Below are 16,398 nucleotides of genomic sequence, written 5' to 3'. Positions count from 1 at the left end.
CAGTTAAGGTGCGGCAAGGCCACACAATAATAAACAAGGGGGCAGAATGAAGGTGTTTCTGAGGCTGGGTAAGGTAGTGGCCGGGCTGTTTTGGCTGGTAGTGCTGGTCAATCTGTTGAGTCCGTTCGCAAAACCTTTCGACCTGCTGCTTTATGTCCTCGGCGGAGTGATTCTGCTGGCCCATGTGGCCGAGTTGACCTTATTCAACTATCGCCTTCAAGGTCGCCCACAGCCTGGGTTGGATCGCTTGCAGGTGCTGTTGTTTGGGGTCTTTCACTTGCTCGGCTTGCCGCAGCCGGCAGTGAAGAGGGAGGCTGGGCATGCGTAGCCTCTGTTTGCTTGCGGTGCTGTGCTGCCCATTGGCGCAGGCTGAAGCGCTGGTCAAGGTGGAGTCCAATTCACTGCTGCGTTTGCCGACCACAACCAGCGTGCTGTTGCTGGATCGCCTGGAGGTCGCCGATCACGGCACCTTGTTGATCCCCTCGAGCCTGAATGAAATCCGTGTCGGCGAATTGCGCCTGGGGCGTGACGCGCGTATCGCGATTGCGCCGAGCGCGCAGGCGTTTCGTTTGCAGGTGGTACGTGCTGAATTCGGCGCCGGCAGTCATATCAACGCCCGTGGCGCCACGGGTACTCAACAGCAGCCGGCAATGGCTGGGCGCAATCTGAGCGTCCGCCTGGAGAGTGTCACGCTTGCCGAGCTGACCTTGGATGTACGTGGCGGCGTGGGGGCGCCGGGCTATCGTGGCCTGGATGGCGCCGATGGTGACTCGGCGGGTTGTGCCTGGGGCCAAGCCGGTCGTGGTTATGACGGGCAAAGCGGTGGCAATGGCCAGAGCGGCGCGACCGGTGGCCAGGTCCGGTTGGAGGTGCCGGAGGAGTTTCCGGCGCAGTTGCTGCATGTGCGCCTGGATGGCGGTGCCGGTGGCGCAGCGGGTGAGGCAGGTAGTGGCGGCGCGGGTGGCGCGGCCAAGGGTTGTTGGTTCTATCGCGCCGCCGGTGCTCGCCCGGGGCGCCCGGGTCAGCCTGGCCAGGCCGGTGTCGCTGGACGGGCCGGCGCCCTCGATGTGGTGCGCTTCTAAGCGCTGCTCCTACCAGAGCGTAGGCTGGGTTTCGCTGCGCTCTACCCAGCCTACGGCCCGCCTCTGCTTTAGAAACTCGGCCGGGCGGCGGCAATCGCCACCAGTGTCAAGCCGAGTAGCAGGTTGAAGCCGACCAGGCGGCGAATGCGGCCCAGTACCGCGCCACCGGCCGGCCAATCTTCCGCAGCCAGTGCGCGACGCAGCTCCGGCAGTTGCAGGGCTTGTACGCGAATGAACAGCGCGACCATGGCGATATACAGCCCCATCATGACTTGCACGTAACGCGGCGCCGCCTCGAAACCGCCAAAGCGCAGGTGCAGCATGCCGACTCCGCTGATCGGCAAGACCAGCACCGCCAGCCAGACCCAGACGAAGAAGCGCCGAAATACTTCGGCCCAGAGTTTCAGCCGGGCGGGTGCCTCGAGCACGCTAACGGCGGCGGGCCGCAGAATCATCCAGGCGAAGAACATGCCGCCGACCCAGATCAGGGCGGCCAACACATGCAGGGCGTAGACAAAAGCATAAGCGGTCATTCAGTAATCTCCAGTCGGCGGTTGGTGAAACGCGCGCTATCATAGCCGCCCGGTTAAACTACTGAAAATTTATCCAGCCTTTTGGCGCCCGCAGAATCCATGCTCAGTACCGAACTCAAGTCCCAGATCCAGGGCGCCTATTCCCGCTTTCTCGAAGCCAAAAGCCTCAAGCCGCGCTATGGCCAGCGTTTGATGATCGCTGAAATTGCCAAGGTACTGGGCGCGATCACGGTCGATGACGAAAACCGGCGTAACAGCGACCCCGCGGTGGTGGCAGTAGAAGCCGGCACCGGCACCGGCAAAACCGTGGCCTATAGCCTGGCGACTATTCCAATCGCCAAAGCCGCGGGCAAACGGCTGGTGATCGCGACCGCCACGGTGGCCCTGCAAGAGCAGATCGTCTTCAAGGATTTGCCGGAGGTGATGCGCAACAGTGGGCTGAACTTCAGCTTCGCTCTGGCCAAGGGGCGCGGGCGTTACCTGTGTCTGTCCAAGCTCGATATGCTGTTGCAGGAAGGCGAGGCGCAGAGCGCGACCGCCCAGCTGTTCGCCGAAGAGGGCTTCAAGATCGCAGTGGATGAGGGCAGCCAAAAGCTCTTCACCCAGATGGTCGAAAAGCTCGCCGGGAACCAGTGGGACGGCGACCGCGACAGCTGGTCGCAGGCTCTGGAGGATGCCGACTGGGCGCGCCTGACCACCGATCACAGCCAATGTACCAACCGCCATTGCCCGAACTTCCAGCAGTGCGCCTTCTATAAGGCGCGCGAGGGCATGAGCAAGGTCGACGTGATAGTCACCAACCACGATATGGTGCTGGCAGACTTGGCCCTGGGTGGCGGCGCCGTGCTGCCAGACCCGCGCGAGACGCTGTATGTGTTCGACGAAGGCCACCACCTGCCGGACAAAGCCATCGGCCACTTCGCCCACTACACCCGTCTGCGCGCGACTGCCGATTGGCTGGAGCAGACCGCGAAGAACCTGACCAAGTTGCTGGCTCAGCACCCGCTGCCGGGCGATCTCGGTCGTTTGATCGAACAGGTGCCGGAGCTGGCGCGCGAAGTGCGCACCCAGCAGCAATTCATGTTCAACGCTTGCGAACTGCTGGCCGACTTCAAGGCCGGCGAAGACATGGAGGGCCGCGAGCGCCCGCGCCATCGCTTCGTCGGTGGCTTGGTGCCGGAGCACTTGCGTGAGATGGGTATCGAGCTGAAGAAGGGCTTTTCACGCCTGACCGACGTCTTCACCCGTCTCACCGAATTGCTCAAGGAAGGCATGGATGAAGAGGGCTCCATCGGCATCGCCAGCCACCAGGCGGAAGAATGGTATCCGCTGTTCGGCAGCTTGCTGGCGCGCGCCCAGGGTAATTGGGAACTGTGGACGGCCTTCACGGTAGAAGACCCGGAAGACAGCCCGCCGATGGCGCGATGGCTGACCTTGGCCGAGAGCGGCGCGCTGTTCGATATCGAGGTCAACGCCAGCCCGATTCTGGCGGCGGAAACCCTACGGCGTAATCTGTGGAACGTCGCCTACGGTGCCCTGGTGACTTCGGCGACCCTGACCGCGCTGGGCACCTTCGAGCGCTTTCGCATGCGTGCCGGTCTGCCGAAAGTGGCGGTCACCGCCGTGGTGCCGAGCCCCTTCCATCATGCCGATGCCGGAGTGCTGCGGGTGCCGGACCTGAAGGCCGACCCGCGGGATGCCGCCGCCCACACCGCGGCGATCATCCGCGAGCTGCCGACCCTGGTCGAAGGTTCGCGCGGCACCCTGGTGCTGTTCTCCTCGCGCAAGCAGATGCAGGAAGTCTTCGATGGCCTGGAGCGCGACTGGCGCAAACGGGTGTTTATCCAGGGCAATCTGTCCAAGCAGGAGACCCTGAACAAGCACAAGGCGCGGGTCGACGACGGCGAATCCAGCGTGCTGTTCGGCCTGGCCAGCTTCGCCGAAGGGGTCGACCTGCCTGGCGCCTACTGCGAGCACGTGGTCATCGCCAAAATTCCCTTTGCCGTACCGGATGACCCGGTGGAAGCGGCGCTCTCCGAATGGATCGAGGCGCGCGGCGGCAACCCCTTTATGGAAATTGCCGTACCGGATGCCTCGTTGCGTCTGGTCCAGGCCTGCGGGCGCCTGCTACGCACCGAAGAAGATCGCGGCACCATTACTCTGTTGGATCGGCGGGTGGTCACACAGCGTTACGGCAAGGCGATTTTGAATGCCTTGCCGCCGTTTCGCCGGGAAATTGCATAAGGCACGGGCCTGCTTGGCATCATTGCGCAAGCCCGTGGTCTATTGGCTGGTTGTTTAGGAGAGCCTGTCACATGATTCGCCGTTCACTGCCTACTGTTTTTGCGCTGTTGTTTGCCGCGCCGGCGTTTGCCGCGTCGGCCGAGCAACAGACGCTGTTCAACTTTGTTAGCCCCACCGATGTGGTGCAGGTGACGACGCGAAATGCCAATTTGCCGGCCTTGACCGCCGAACTCGCGGCCGACAGCGAGCCGCTGCGGCGGGTCACCTTCAACCCGAGTGACAACCCGAGCCTGCGGTTGACGCCACAGAGTGGCCAGTGGGACTGGTCGCAAGCGGAGGTCATGAGTTTGCGCATCCAGAGTGCGATGGACTGGGCGCTGACCCTCGATGTGCATATCGAAAGCAGTGACGGTAAAGTCCTGACCAGCCGTATCGCACTGCCGGCCGGGCCGGCGCAGACCTTGCTGGTGCCGCTGTACGCCACTTCACCCCGGGCCCTGGGCATGCGCGCCGGCCCACCGATGCCATGGACGAATGCTGGCCAGCGCCTGTTGCTGGCCAGCACCGTAGAAGGTGAGCTGGACGCCAGCAAAGTCACCGCCGTGAGCCTCTCTCTGAGTCACCCGGATGTCGCGCAAAGCATTCTGCTTGGGCGTTTTGGCGTGCGTGCGGGGGACGATACGGAGCAGGCGCTGCTTAGCGGCATCGTCGATGCCTATGGTCAGTACAGCCGTGGCCAGTGGCCGGAAAAGGTCAGCAGCGATGCGCAGCTGAAAGCCGCTGCGGCGAAGGAAAAGACCCAACTGCAAGGTTGGCTGGCTAAACCACCGAAACAGGATCGGTTCGGTGGTCTGCTAGGTGGCCCGGAGTTCGAGGCCAAGGGCTTCTTCCGTACTGAAAAGCGCGACGGCCGCTGGTATTTGGTCACGCCTGAGGGGCATCCGTTCTATTCCCTCGGCGTCAACGCCGTGAGTACCGAGCACAGCGCAACTTACGTGGAAGGCCGCGAGGCTATGTTCAGTGCGTTGCCGAAAGAGGGCGAACCGCTGGCCGCGTATTACGGCAAGAGCAATCACCATAGCGATACCGGTGCGGCCAAAGGGCGCAACTTCGACCATGGCCGTTGGTTCGACTTCTATAGCGCCAACCTGCAGCGCACCTACTCCGAACAGAAGTGTGCCGAGACGTCCCCGACGCCGGCTGCTCCAGTCGCCGCGGCGGCTGAAGACGCCAGCGCCACCGAGCAAGCCCCAGCAGCCCCGGAGCCAGCTGCGCCCGCACCTGCTGTGGTAGCCAAAGCCGCGCCGTGCCCGACCAAGAGCTTCGATCTCGAACGCTGGACCAGCCATGCGCTGGAGCGTCTGCAGGGCTGGGGTTTCAACACCATCGGCAACTGGAGCGAGCCGGCGCTGCGTGACGAGAAGCGTGTGCCGTACACCATTCCGCTGTCGATCAGCGGCGATTACAAAACCATCAGCACCGGCCTGGACTGGTGGGGCGGCATGCCCGACCCCTTCGACCCGCGCTTTGCCATGGCCACCGAGCGCGCGGTGGCGATTGCTGCCCGCGACCATCGCGACGACCCCTGGCTGCTGGGCTTTTTCGCCGACAATGAACTGGGTTGGTCCGGTCCTGGCGACGACCCCAAGGCGCGCTATGCGCTGGCCTATGGCACGTTGCGGCTGACCACCGATGTGCCGGCGAAACGGGCCTTCCTCAAGCTGCTGCGTGATAAATACCGAAACCAGCAGGGCCTGTCCAAAGCCTGGGGTATCGAGCTGCCGGCGTGGGAGCTGATGGAGGACCCGGGTTTCGAGGCGCCACTGCCGAACCCCGAGCACCCGGCCATCGAGAAGGACTTCCAGCGCTTCCAGCGCCTGTTTGCCGACACCTACTTCAAGACCATCGCCGACGCACTCCACTGGCACGCGCCTAACCACCTGTTGCTCGGCGGGCGTTTTGCCGCCAGTACCCCGGAGGCGGTGGCTTCCTGCGCGCAGTATTGCGATGTGTTGAGCTTCAACTTCTATACCCGCGAGCCGCAACAGGGTTATGACTTCGCCGCGTTACGGGCGCTGGATAAGCCGCTGCTGGTGACTGAATTCCACTTTGGCTCGCGGGATCGTGGGCCGTTCTGGGGCGGGGTGGCTGAGGTGTACAAAGAGGAAGAGCGCGGCCCGGCCTATGCGCATTTCCTGCAGCGGGCGTTGGCCGAGCCCGCCATCGTCGGTTTGCACTGGTTCCAGTATCTCGACCAGCCGGTAACCGGCCGCCTGCTCGACGGTGAAAATGGCCACTTGGGCTTGGTCGGGATTACCGACCGGCCGTTCCAGGGCTTTGTCGAGGCGGTGCGCAAGGCCAACCTGCAAGTCGGCAAGGCCCTGTTGGCACCGCCAGCCAAAGTGCCGGAAGCGACTGCCGCAGCCGCCAAGCCCGTAGCAAAGCCAGCAGCGGCCCAACCCGCCAGCAACCCCGAGCCACAACCGGCTAAGCCATAGGTCTCCACTCGCGACGCCGAGCCTGCCTTTGGGCGGGTTCACAAGGGCGTCGCTGGCTGGAACAATGCGACCACTTTGTTGATGCTCTTATCGTTGAACATCTCGGCGTCGAACCATTCGCTCAAGGAGCCGCGCGTGCAGATTCAGGGCTATTTCGACCTTAACTTCGAAGCGGTGAAGGAGGCCTTCGCCGCGCTCTTCGACGACCCGCAGGAGCGCGGTGCCGCGCTGTGCATTCAAGTCGAGGGGGAGACGGTCATCGACCTGTGGGCCGGTAGCGCGGATAAAGCCGGTGAGCAGCCCTGGCACAGCGACACCATCCTCAATCTATTCTCCTGCACCAAAACCTTCACTGCGGTCGCGGCTTTACAGTTGGTCGCCGAAGGCAAGCTGACACTGGATGCGCCGGTGGCTGCGGTCTGGCCGGAGTTCGCCGCGGCGGGCAAGGAGCGGATCACCCTGCGTCAGTTGCTCAGCCATCGCGCGGGCTTGCCGGCCTTGCGCGAGTTGCTGGCACCGGAAGCGCTGTATGACTGGGACACCATGACCCGCGCCCTGGCCGCCGAGCAGCCCTGGTGGACGCCCGGTGAAGGCCACGGCTATGCCGCGATCACCTATGGTTGGCTGGTCGGTGAGCTGCTGCGGCGGGCCGATGGGCGCGGGCCGGGGGATTCCATCGTGGCCCGCACAGCACAGCCGCTGGGGCTGGATTTTCACCTGGGGCTGGCGGACGCGGAGTTTTATCGGGTCGCGGAAATCTCCCGGGCCAAGGGCAATCTCGGCGATGCCGCGGCGCAGCGCCTGCTGAAAGCCATGATGAATGAGCCGACCTCGATGAGCACCCGGGCTTTTACCAATCCGCCGTCGATCATGACCAGCACCAACAAGCCTGAATGGCGGCGTATGCAGCAGCCTGCGGCCAATGGCCACGGCAATGCCCGCAGTCTTGCCGGCTTCTACAGCGGCCTGCTCGCAGGGCGTTTGCTGGACCGCGAATGGCTCGGCGAACTAACGCGCGAGCACAGCGTCGGCGAGGATAAAACCCTGCTGACGCAAACCCGTTTCGGCCTCGGCTGCATGCTCGATCAGCCGGCGGTGCCGAACGCCACCTATGGCCTCGGGCCGCAAGCCTTTGGTCACCCGGGTGCCGGCGGCTCTATCGGTTTTGCCGACCCTGAGTGTAAGGTTGCCTTCGGTTTTGTCACCAACACCCTTGGCCCCTATGTCTTGATGGATCCGCGCGCGCAGAAGCTGGCGCGCGTGCTGGGTGACTGTCTCTAGGGTTTTCGATCCGTGGTGTCATCGACAGGGATTTGTTGTGGGGGGGCGCTGGTCAGCATTGCCAGCCGTCAACACCCGTTCGTGCGGGGCCGCTGACCCGTTTTTTATTATTTTTCGTTTGGGGGTCCAATGTTTTCTAGCAAGCCTGTAGCTCTCGTTCTGTGTGTCGCGTTCGCCGGTTGTGCCCATTCAGGGCAAAACACTGAAGCCCAAGCCGTCGCCAAGAGCGAAAGCAAGGCCGAAGCCACGCATTGGTGGTGGCCGTTCGGTGCCAAAAAGGAAGAAGCTAAGGCAGCTAAGGCAGCTAAGAAAACCGTCGCCATGCCAGACCCAAAGATCACCCAGGCTTGGTTGGACGAATACGAGCCGCGTCTGCGTGAAGCGCTGAAAGGCAGCAAGTTCGATCTGGAGCGCCGCGAGAATCTGCTGGTGGTCACTGCGCCGGTAGACTCCGCGTTCAATCCGGATCGCCCGAGCATGCTGATGCCTAGCACCCTCGGGCCATTCAGCCGGGTAGCCAAGATTGTTGAAGGCGATAACGAGGTCGCGGTGCTGATCCTGGGCCATGCCGACAGCACGGGCAATGAGTTGCGTAACCGTGAACTCAGCCTGGAGCGGGCGAGGTCGGTAACGGCGATTTTCCGTCTCAGTGGTTTGAAGAATAATCGTCTGATGGTCAGAGGCTTTGGTTCGGATTTGCCCCGTGCCGCCAACGACAGTCAGCAAGGGCGCGCGCTGAACCGCCGGGTCGAGATTCTGCTGACCCCCCTGGCCACCATGTCCGCCCTCTTGGCGAAGTACAACCAGCCAGCCAAGGCTCAGCCTGTCACCGAAGCCTTAGTGCAGAACGAGCCGAAGCCAAGCGCTCCGGTCAAAACCCAGTCCGTCCCGGCCAAGAGCGAGCCTGCCGTGGCAGCCAAAGCCAAAGTGGCTCCAGTCAAGGTCGCCAAAGCCAAGCCGGCTGTGCAAAAGTCAGTCAAAGACAAAGAAGTGGCCGCTGTAGAGCCGGCCAAGAAGCCATAGCCCTAGGAGCTTTAGCCTTAGAAACTCCAGCCTTAGAAACTTTAGTCTCAGGAACTGCGTCATGCCCCGGACCCTGGCCGATATGCGCCGCGACTATACCCGTGATGGTCTTACCGAGGCGCAGGCGCCTGCTGAGCCGTTCGCGTTGTTCCAGCAATGGTTTGCGGACGCGCGGAAGACCGAGCAACTGCCGGTCGAACCGAATGCCATGAGCTTGGCGAGCGTCGATGAGGAAGGCCGTCCGCATTGCCGGGTGTTGCTGCTCAAGGGGCTCGATGAGCGCGGTTTCACCTTCTTCAGCAACTACGAGAGCGCCAAAGGGCAGCAGTTGGCGGCCAGGCCGTTTGCCGCCATGACCTTCTTCTGGCCGGCCTTGGAGCGCCAGGTGCGCATCGAAGGGACGGTGGAACGGGTCAGCCCGGTGGAGTCCGACGCCTACTTCCAGGTTCGCCCGTTGGGTAGCCGCCTGGGCGCCTGGGCTTCGCCGCAGAGCCAGGTGATCGCCGATCGCACCGAACTGGAGAGCCTGTTGACGCAAACCGAGCAGCGTTTTCTCGACCAGGCGCCGCATTGCCCTGAGCATTGGGGTGGGTATCGTCTACTGCCCGAGCGTATCGAGTTTTGGCAGGGGCGCGTGAGCCGACTGCATGATCGCCTGAATTATCGGTTACAAGGCGCAGCTTGGCTGCGTGAGCGTCTGGCGCCGTGATAGGCGCGCAGGCAAGGTAGCTGTCAGTCCGTGCTGGTGCGGTAGTCGGTTGCCGCGCTCTCCAACCAGCGCGGCAAATCGCGGCTCTAGGCTAATGAAATAGCCCATGGGCGCTCCTGCCGCTGAGTGCTCACCCGAGCCAATCTCTGGCAAGTCTCCAAGCGGCTAGAATACTGGTGTAGAGAGTGCACTCGAGGCGTTTTCGCTGTTCTTGATTCGGCTGTCAGAAGGCTGAATGAAATGGATTTTTATTACGTCTGTCGTGACAGTGCTGGGCGCTGCGGAGTCTAATGGGGTATCTGATCTTTCGGGAGAAATGCTATGCGTAAGTCTGTTCTGTTGACCGCTTCGTTCACCGCAGTGGCGCTGGCCTTGGGCGGTTGCCAGTCCAGCTTGACTGGCGACTCTTACTCGCGTGACGAAGCGCGTACCGTGCAAACCGTGCGCATGGGCACCATCGAGTCCCTGCGTCCGGTGAAGATCGAGGGCTCGAAAACCCCCATCGGCGCTGGCGCCGGTGCGGTGGTAGGCGGGATTGGCGGTAGCACCATAGGCCATGGCCGTGGCAGCGCGGTGGCGGCGGTGATTGGGGCGGTGGCGGGCGGCTTGCTGGGCGCCGCCACCGAAGAGGGTTTCACTCGCACCCAGGGCGTGGAAATCACCGTGCGTGAAGACGACGGCACCATGCGTGCCTATGTGCAGGGCGTGCAGGAGAATGAAATCTTCCGCGTCGGCGACCGAGTACGCATCATGAGCGTCAACGGCACCAGTCGCGTTGCTCACTAAGCGTTCGCTCTGAACGAAAACGCCGGCCCTTTTCACAGCCGCTGGGGGCCGGCTTTTTTCTGCCTGCGGTTTAGCTCGTCTTGCGGCTGGCCATGGCGGTGATGGCGTAGCCGAGCACGGCTGCCAGGAATGATCCGGTCAGGATACCGACCCGATCCATCCCGACGTATTCGCTGACGCCTGGCGCAAAGGCTAGCGAGCCGACGAACAAGCTCATGGTGAAGCCGATGCCGCAGAGAACCGCGACGCCGAGCACCTGACCCCAGTTGGCGCCCTTGGGCAGCTTGGCGATGCGGATATTTATCGCCAGCCAGGTCAGGCCGAATACGCCAAGGGTTTTACCCAGCAGCAAGCCGGCAGCAATCCCCAGGGGGACTGGGTGCATAAAGCTGTCGAGGCTCAGCCCGGCCAGCGGCACGCCGGCGTTGGCAAAGGCGAACAGCGGCAGAATGCCGAACGCCACCCACGGCTGCAGCCCATGTTCCAAGGTCAGCAGGGGTGAATGCTCGCCTTTGCTGGGGCGCAGCGGAATGGTAAAGGCCAGCGCCACCCCGGCCAGCGTCGCATGCACGCCGCTTTTCAGTACGCAGATCCAGAGGAACAGGCCGATCACCAGATAGGGCCCGAGTGTGCGCACGCCTAGCCGATTCATCAGTACCAGGATGGCCAGGAAGGTGGCGGCCAGGATCAGCGACAAGGTCGACAATTCGTTGGAGTAGAACAGCGCGATGACGATGATGGCGCCGAGGTCATCGATGATTGCCAAGGTCATCAGAAACAGTTTCAGCGAGACCGGTACGCGTTTGCCGAGCAAGGCCAGCACACCGAGGGCGAAGGCGATATCGGTGGCCATCGGAATCGCCCAGCCACTGATAGCCGCCGGGTTTTCACGATTCAGTGCCCAGTAGATCAGCGCCGGCACGACCATCCCGCCGATGGCGGCGGCACCTGGCAAGACTATCTGCGAAGGCTGCGCCAGATGGCCCTCCAGCACCTCGCGTTTGACCTCCAGGCCAATGATCAGGAAGAACAGCGCCATCAGGCCATCGTTGATCCACAGCAGCAGAGGTTTGGCGATTTTCAGCGCACCGACCTGAGCCACCACCGGTGTGTCGAGCAGGCCGTTATAGAGGAACGCCAAGGGCGAGTTGTTGATGCTCAGCGCCAGCAGGGCGGCAGCGATCAACAACAGGCCGCTGGCAGCTTCAAGCTGGAAGAAGCGGGTGAGGGCGCTACGCAAAGACAAAATCGGTCTCCTGGTATGAGTCTGGGGAGGCTAACCCTACCCCGCGAAGCTGTTTCATAAAACAAAAATTATATTCGTTTAAGTTATATATGAAGGGTGTTCAGGCCCCGTTCAGCCAAGGTTCAGCCGGCAACGGAACAGTTGCAGGGAGGATAGCCGCTTCACTGTAACTGTGCGGGTGCTGGGCCGCTTCCTATACTGGCGACCTTACTGGGGAGGTGTGGCATGCAGCAGCGCGAAGGCCAGGCTCTGGCCTGGGGATGTTTGGTTTTGGCCATGGCCTTGTGGGGCAGCTCCTTCATTGCATTGAAGCTGGCCTTCCAGGAGATCTCGCCCATGTGGGTGATTTTTGGCCGCATGGCGCTCGGCAGCCTGGTGTTTCTCCTGGCCTGGCGGTGGCGCGGGCGCATCGACTACCGTGCCGGGGATTGGCAGTATCTGCTCGGTCTGGCGGCTTGCGAGCCGTGCCTGTACTTCATCTTCGAGGCCTTGGCGTTGCAGCGTACCAGTGCCTCGCAGGCGGGGATGATCACTGCGCTGTTGCCGCTGCTGGTGGCGGTGGGCGCCTTCTTGTTGCTGCGCGAGCGGATCAGCCGCACCACCTTGGCCGGTTTTCTTCTGGCCGTGTTGGGGGCCGTCTGGCTGAGCCTGGCGGGCGAGGCGGATGAGCACGCGCCGGCGCCGCTACTAGGCAATTTCTTCGAATTGCTGGCCATGCTTTGCGCCACCGGCTACACCTTGTTACTCAAACACCTGTCGGCGCGTTACTCGGCCTTCTTCCTGACCGCCCTGCAAGCCTTTATCGGCGCACTGTTCTTCTTGCCACTGGCGGCCGTGAGCGCCGCTGTTCCGGGCGAGATCAGCAGCCTCGGCTGGGGCGCGGTGATCTACCTGGGCGTGGTCGTCACGGTCGGCGCTTATGGCCTGTACAACTTCGGGGTCAGCCGCCTGCCGGCGAGTCAGGCGTCCGGCTTCATCAACCTGATTCCGGTGTTCACCCTGCTGCTGGCCACGGTGTTTCTCGGCGAGCGCCTGAGTCCTGGGCAAGTGCTGGCGGCCGGCTTGGTCTTCGTTGGCGTGGCGCTCAGTCAGTGGCGCAGTACGCCGCCGGCGCCCGCCGGCATTCTCGATTGAGGGGTCAGTGATGAGTGAGGCACGGCAGTGGGCGCGTGAGGCGATTCGGATCATCGAGGCGGATTTTCAGCGCAGCGCCGATACCCATCTGATTCCCCTCGATCTGCCCGGCTTGCCGGGCGTCGAGCTGTATTTCAAGGACGAGTCCAGTCACCCGACCGGCAGCCTCAAGCATCGCCTGGCCCGCTCGTTGTTCCTGTATGCCTTGTGTAATGGCTGGCTGAAGCCCGGGGCGCCGGTGATCGAGGCGTCCAGCGGCTCGACGGCGATCTCCGAGGCGTATTTTGCGCGCCTGCTGGGGCTGCCGTTTATCGCGGTGATGCCCGCGACGACCTCCCAGGAGAAGATCGCCCAGATCGCCTTCTATGGCGGCCAGAGCCATCTGGTCGAGGACCCGACGCAGATCTACGCCGAGTCCGAGCGGCTGGCGCAGGAGAGCGGTGGGCACTTCATGGATCAGTTTACCTATGCCGAGCGGGCGACCGACTGGCGGGCCAACAACAACATCGCCGAGTCGATCTTCCAGCAGTTGCGCTTCGAGCGTTTCCCCGAACCGAGCTGGTTGGTTTCCAGCCCCGGCACCGGCGGCACCACCGCCACGCTGGGCCGCTATGTGCGTTACCGCCAGCATGCGACCCGCGTGCTGTGCGCCGATGCCGAGCGTTCGGTGTTCTTCGATTACTACCGGAGCGGCGATGCCAGTCTGCGCCTGGAGTGCGGCTCGCGGATCGAAGGCATCGGCCGGCCGCGGGTCGAGGCGTCGTTCCTGCCACGGGTGATCGACGCCATGTGCAAGGTGCCGGACGCGCTGTCGCTGGCCGCCATGCACTATCTGGCGCAGCGCCTGGGGCGCCGGGTCGGCGGCTCCAGCGGGACCAATCTGATCGGCGCACTGCTGGTCGCCCGGCGCATGGTCGCGGCGGGAGAGCAGGGGGCGGTGGTGGCGATTCTCTGCGATGGCGGTGAGCGCTATGCCACCACCTACTACGACCAAGCCTGGTTGCAGGCCCAGGGGTTCCAATTGGCACCGCTGATCGACGCTGTGGCCGGTTGCGCCGAGCGCGGTGAGCCCTTGCCTGCAGGCGTGTTGCAGGCCGGACTCTAAGCGCCCTTGGTAGCGTTAAGCGTTAGCGCTGAGGCCGAGGATATTGCGCGCCAGCGCTTCGGCCACGCGAATCCCGTCGACCCCGGCCGAGAGAATCCCGCCGGCATAGCCGGCGCCTTCCCCCGCGGGGAACAGGCCTCTGACGTTGAGGCTCTGCAAGTCTTCGCCACGGGTAATGCGCAGCGGCGAGGAGGTGCGGGTCTCGATGCCGGTCAGCACCGCGTCGTGCATGGCGAAGCCTTTGATCTGTTGGTCGAACGCCGGCAGTGCCTCGCGGATCGCCTCGATGGCAAAGCTCGGCAGTGCCGTGGCCAGGTCGACCAGGTGCACGCCGGGCTTGTACGAAGGCTCGACGCTGCCCAGTGCGGTGGTCGCTTTGCCGGCGATAAAGTCGCCGACCAACTGCCCAGGCGCTTTATAGGTGCTGCCGCCGAGGACGAAGGCGTGGGACTCCAGACGCTCCTGCAGCTCGACCCCAGCCAATGGTCCACCCGGATAATCCACTTCCGGGGTGATGCCGACGACGATGCCGGCGTTGGCGTTGCGCTCGTTGCGCGAGTACTGACTCATGCCGTTGGTGACCACCCGATGCGGTTCCGAGGTGGCCGCCACCACAGTGCCGCCCGGACACATGCAGAAGCTGTAGACCGAGCGGCCATTCTTCGCGTGATACACCAGCTTGTAGTCGGCGGCGCCGAGTTTCGGGTGGCCGGCGAACTTGCCCAGGCGTGCCCGATCGATCAGCGATTGCGGGTGTTCGATGCGGAAGCCCACCGAGAACGGCTTGGCCTCCAGGTACACGCCGCGGCTGTGCAGCATGCGGAAGGTGTCGCGGGCGCTGTGGCCGAGGGCGAGCACCACATGCTCACTGCGAATCTGCTCGCCGCTGGCCAGTTCCACGCCGCGTAGCTGACCGTCTTCGATCAGCACATCGGTGACCCGCTGCTCGAAGCGGATTTCGCCGCCCAGCGCCTCGATCTGCTGGCGCATGTGCTCGACCACGCCGGTCAGACGGAAGGTGCCGATGTGCGGTTTGTTGACGTAGAGAATCTCTTCCGGCGCGCCGGCTTTGACGAACTCATGCAACACCTTGCGGCCGAGGTGTTTCGGGTCCTTGATCTGGCTGTAGAGCTTGCCGTCGGAGAAGGTGCCGGCGCCGCCCTCGCCAAACTGCACGTTCGATTCCGGGTTCAGCACGCTCTTGCGCCACAGGCCCCAAGTGTCTTTGGTGCGCTGGCGCACCTCTTTGCCGCGCTCGAGGACGATCGGTCGGAACCCCATCTGCGCCAGCAGCAGCGCGGCAAAAATCCCGCAAGGGCCGAAACCGACCACCAGCGGCCGGTTGGCCAACTCCACAGGCGCCTGGCCGACGGGCTTGTAAGCGGTGTCGGGGGCGACGTTGATGTGCCGGTCAGCGCTGAACCTGGCCAGCAGCGCGGCTTCATCGCGCAGCGTCAGGTCGATGGTGTAGATAAAGCACAGCTCGGCGGATTTCTTGCGCGCGTCGTAGCTGCGTTTGAACAGGCTGAAGTCCAGCAGGTCGCTGTCGGCGATGCCCAGACGCTGCACGATGGCGGGGCGCAAGGCCTCTTCCGGGTGATCGATCGGCAGCTTGAGTTCGGTGATGCGTAGCATGAGGCAGTCCAGTATCAGGGCCGGAGGCAACCCGGCAGCTTTTCACGAGGCGGCGATTATACCCGTGATTGATCAGCCGTCGGAGCCAGGCGGTCGGCTAACAGGCTCAAGGCTTCAGCCAGGCCAGCAACACATCGAGCATACGGTTGGCGAAAGCCCACTCGTTGTCGTACCAGGCCAGCACCTTGACCAGCTCGCCCTGCACATGGGTGTGGCTGAGGTCGACCACGCAGGAGACTGGGTAACCGCTGAAATCGCTGGACACCAGCGGGAGCGCGTTGCATTCCATCACGCCGCCGGGCAGTTGCGCCGCGCCTTGTTGCAGCGCGGCATTGACCGCTTCGCGGGTGGTTGGCCGTTCGGCGCTGAAGGTCAGGTCGAGCAGCGAGACGTCTGGCGTTGGCACACGGACGGACAGGCCATCGAGACGCCCCGCCAGTTCCGGCAAGATCAGGCCGATGGTCTTAGCCGCGCCGGTACTGGTGGGGATCATCGACAGCGCCGCGGCGCGAGCGCGATAGAGATCGCCATGCGCCTTATCCAGCAGGTTCTGGTCATTGGTGTAAGCGTGCACCGTATTGATCAGGCCCTGCCGTATGCCGACCGCCTGGTGCAGCACCATGGCCAGCGGCGCCAGGCAGTTGGTGGTGCAGGAGGCATTGGAGACGATTTGCTGGCTACCCAGGAGGTCATGATTGACCCCGTAGACCACGGTGAGATCGGCGCTTTCCAAGGGGTGCGAGAGCAATACCCGGGGGGCGCCGGCGGTGAGATGGTGTTCCACCTGGGCGCGTTTTTTCAGCTTACCGGAGCACTCCAGCACCACATCCACACGAAGCTGGGCCCAAGGTAGATTGACCGGATCGCGTTCCTGTAGCAGCTTGATCGGCTGACCGTTCACCAACAGATGTTCATCGATCAGGCTGACATGGCCGGGGAAGCGACCGAAGGTGGAGTCGAAACGGGTCAAGTGCGCCAGAGTCTGCTGATCGCCCAGATCGTTGATCGCTTCGATACGAATTTTGTGTTCCAAGCCCCGTTCGAATAGGGCGCGTAAAACTGCGCGGCCGATACGGCCATAACCATTGAGAGCAATACGCAGCATAGGGTGTCTCCTGCGGT

Annotated in this window: 14 protein-coding genes; 10 read left to right on the top strand and 4 right to left on the bottom strand. The window is 63.3% G+C overall.

What is annotated here, in order from left to right; all coding sequences use genetic code 11:
- The first annotated feature begins 46 nt into the window (after positions 1-46).
- Together FFS12_RS10205 and FFS12_RS10200 are read left to right on the top strand one after the other, a co-directional pair.
- Positions 47-328 carry a DUF1145 domain-containing protein gene (locus FFS12_RS10205; protein WP_137886723.1) on the top strand — a complete coding sequence of 94 codons (282 nt, stop codon included), beginning with the start codon at positions 47-49 and terminating at the stop codon, positions 326-328.
- The gene (locus tag FFS12_RS10200) at positions 321-1,082 is read left to right on the top strand and encodes a collagen-like protein (protein ID WP_137886722.1); all 762 of its coding nucleotides are present in this window, start codon (positions 321-323) and stop codon (positions 1,080-1,082) included. The genes FFS12_RS10205 and FFS12_RS10200 overlap by 8 nt, the downstream gene beginning before the upstream one ends.
- Before the next feature lie 68 nt (positions 1,083-1,150).
- Here FFS12_RS10200 and FFS12_RS10195 read toward each other — a convergent pair whose 3' ends face one another.
- Entirely contained in the window at positions 1,151-1,615 is a 465-nt protein-coding gene (locus FFS12_RS10195; RefSeq protein ID WP_137886721.1) for a CopD family protein, read from the bottom strand.
- Between the two features lie 99 nt (positions 1,616-1,714).
- On the opposite strand from FFS12_RS10195, the gene dinG reads away from it, so the two are divergent.
- The 6 genes from dinG to FFS12_RS10165 all read left to right on the top strand — a co-directional run bounded on the left by dinG (position 1,715) and on the right by FFS12_RS10165 (position 10,156).
- Entirely contained in the window at positions 1,715-3,859 is a 2,145-nt protein-coding gene (gene dinG / locus FFS12_RS10190) for an ATP-dependent DNA helicase DinG (RefSeq protein ID WP_137886720.1), read from the top strand.
- Positions 3,860-3,930: 71 nt separating this feature from the next.
- Positions 3,931-6,357 (top strand): beta-galactosidase, encoded by a 2,427-nt coding sequence (locus tag FFS12_RS10185; protein ID WP_137886719.1) that lies wholly within the window; start codon positions 3,931-3,933, stop codon positions 6,355-6,357.
- A 135-nt stretch (positions 6,358-6,492) separates the two neighbouring features.
- Positions 6,493-7,638, top strand: coding sequence for a serine hydrolase domain-containing protein (locus FFS12_RS10180; protein WP_137886785.1), 1,146 nt, complete (start codon positions 6,493-6,495; stop codon positions 7,636-7,638).
- 129 nt (positions 7,639-7,767) lie between these two features.
- Positions 7,768-8,661: an OmpA family protein gene (locus FFS12_RS10175; RefSeq protein WP_137886718.1), complete on the top strand. Its 894-nt coding sequence runs from the start codon at positions 7,768-7,770 to the stop codon at positions 8,659-8,661.
- Positions 8,662-8,722: 61 nt separating this feature from the next.
- Positions 8,723-9,370, top strand: coding sequence for a pyridoxamine 5'-phosphate oxidase (gene pdxH, locus FFS12_RS10170; RefSeq protein ID WP_137886717.1), 648 nt, complete (start codon positions 8,723-8,725; stop codon positions 9,368-9,370).
- Positions 9,371-9,691: 321 nt separating this feature from the next.
- Positions 9,692-10,156, top strand: a complete 465-nt coding sequence (locus tag FFS12_RS10165; protein ID WP_137886716.1) for a glycine zipper 2TM domain-containing protein — start codon at positions 9,692-9,694, stop codon at positions 10,154-10,156.
- A 70-nt stretch (positions 10,157-10,226) separates the two neighbouring features.
- On the opposite strand, the gene nhaA is transcribed toward FFS12_RS10165, so the two are convergent.
- On the bottom strand, positions 10,227-11,402 hold the full coding sequence (gene nhaA / locus FFS12_RS10160; protein ID WP_137886715.1) for a Na+/H+ antiporter NhaA: 1,176 nt from the start codon (positions 11,400-11,402) through the stop codon (positions 10,227-10,229).
- A 225-nt stretch (positions 11,403-11,627) separates the two neighbouring features.
- On the opposite strand from nhaA, the gene FFS12_RS10155 reads away from it, so the two are divergent.
- Positions 11,628-12,536, top strand: coding sequence for a DMT family transporter (locus FFS12_RS10155; RefSeq protein WP_256657358.1), 909 nt, complete (start codon positions 11,628-11,630; stop codon positions 12,534-12,536).
- 10 nt (positions 12,537-12,546) lie between these two features.
- Positions 12,547-13,641, top strand: coding sequence for a PLP-dependent cysteine synthase family protein (locus tag FFS12_RS10150; RefSeq protein WP_137886714.1), 1,095 nt, complete (start codon positions 12,547-12,549; stop codon positions 13,639-13,641).
- A 15-nt stretch (positions 13,642-13,656) separates the two neighbouring features.
- Here FFS12_RS10150 and FFS12_RS10145 read toward each other — a convergent pair whose 3' ends face one another.
- Positions 13,657-15,276 carry an NAD(P)/FAD-dependent oxidoreductase gene (locus FFS12_RS10145; RefSeq protein WP_137886713.1) on the bottom strand — a complete coding sequence of 540 codons (1,620 nt, stop codon included), beginning with the start codon at positions 15,274-15,276 and terminating at the stop codon, positions 13,657-13,659.
- A gap of 106 nt (positions 15,277-15,382) precedes the next feature.
- The gene (gap, locus tag FFS12_RS10140; RefSeq protein ID WP_137886712.1) at positions 15,383-16,381 is read right to left on the bottom strand and encodes a type I glyceraldehyde-3-phosphate dehydrogenase; all 999 of its coding nucleotides are present in this window, start codon (positions 16,379-16,381) and stop codon (positions 15,383-15,385) included.
- Positions 16,382-16,398 lie beyond the last annotated feature (17 nt).

Origin of the sequence: Pseudomonas sp. 2FE, from assembly GCF_005503735.1 — a bacterium.
Classification (GTDB): domain Bacteria; phylum Pseudomonadota; class Gammaproteobacteria; order Pseudomonadales; family Pseudomonadaceae; genus Aquipseudomonas.
This window is presented reverse-complemented; position numbering and strand designations above follow the sequence as displayed.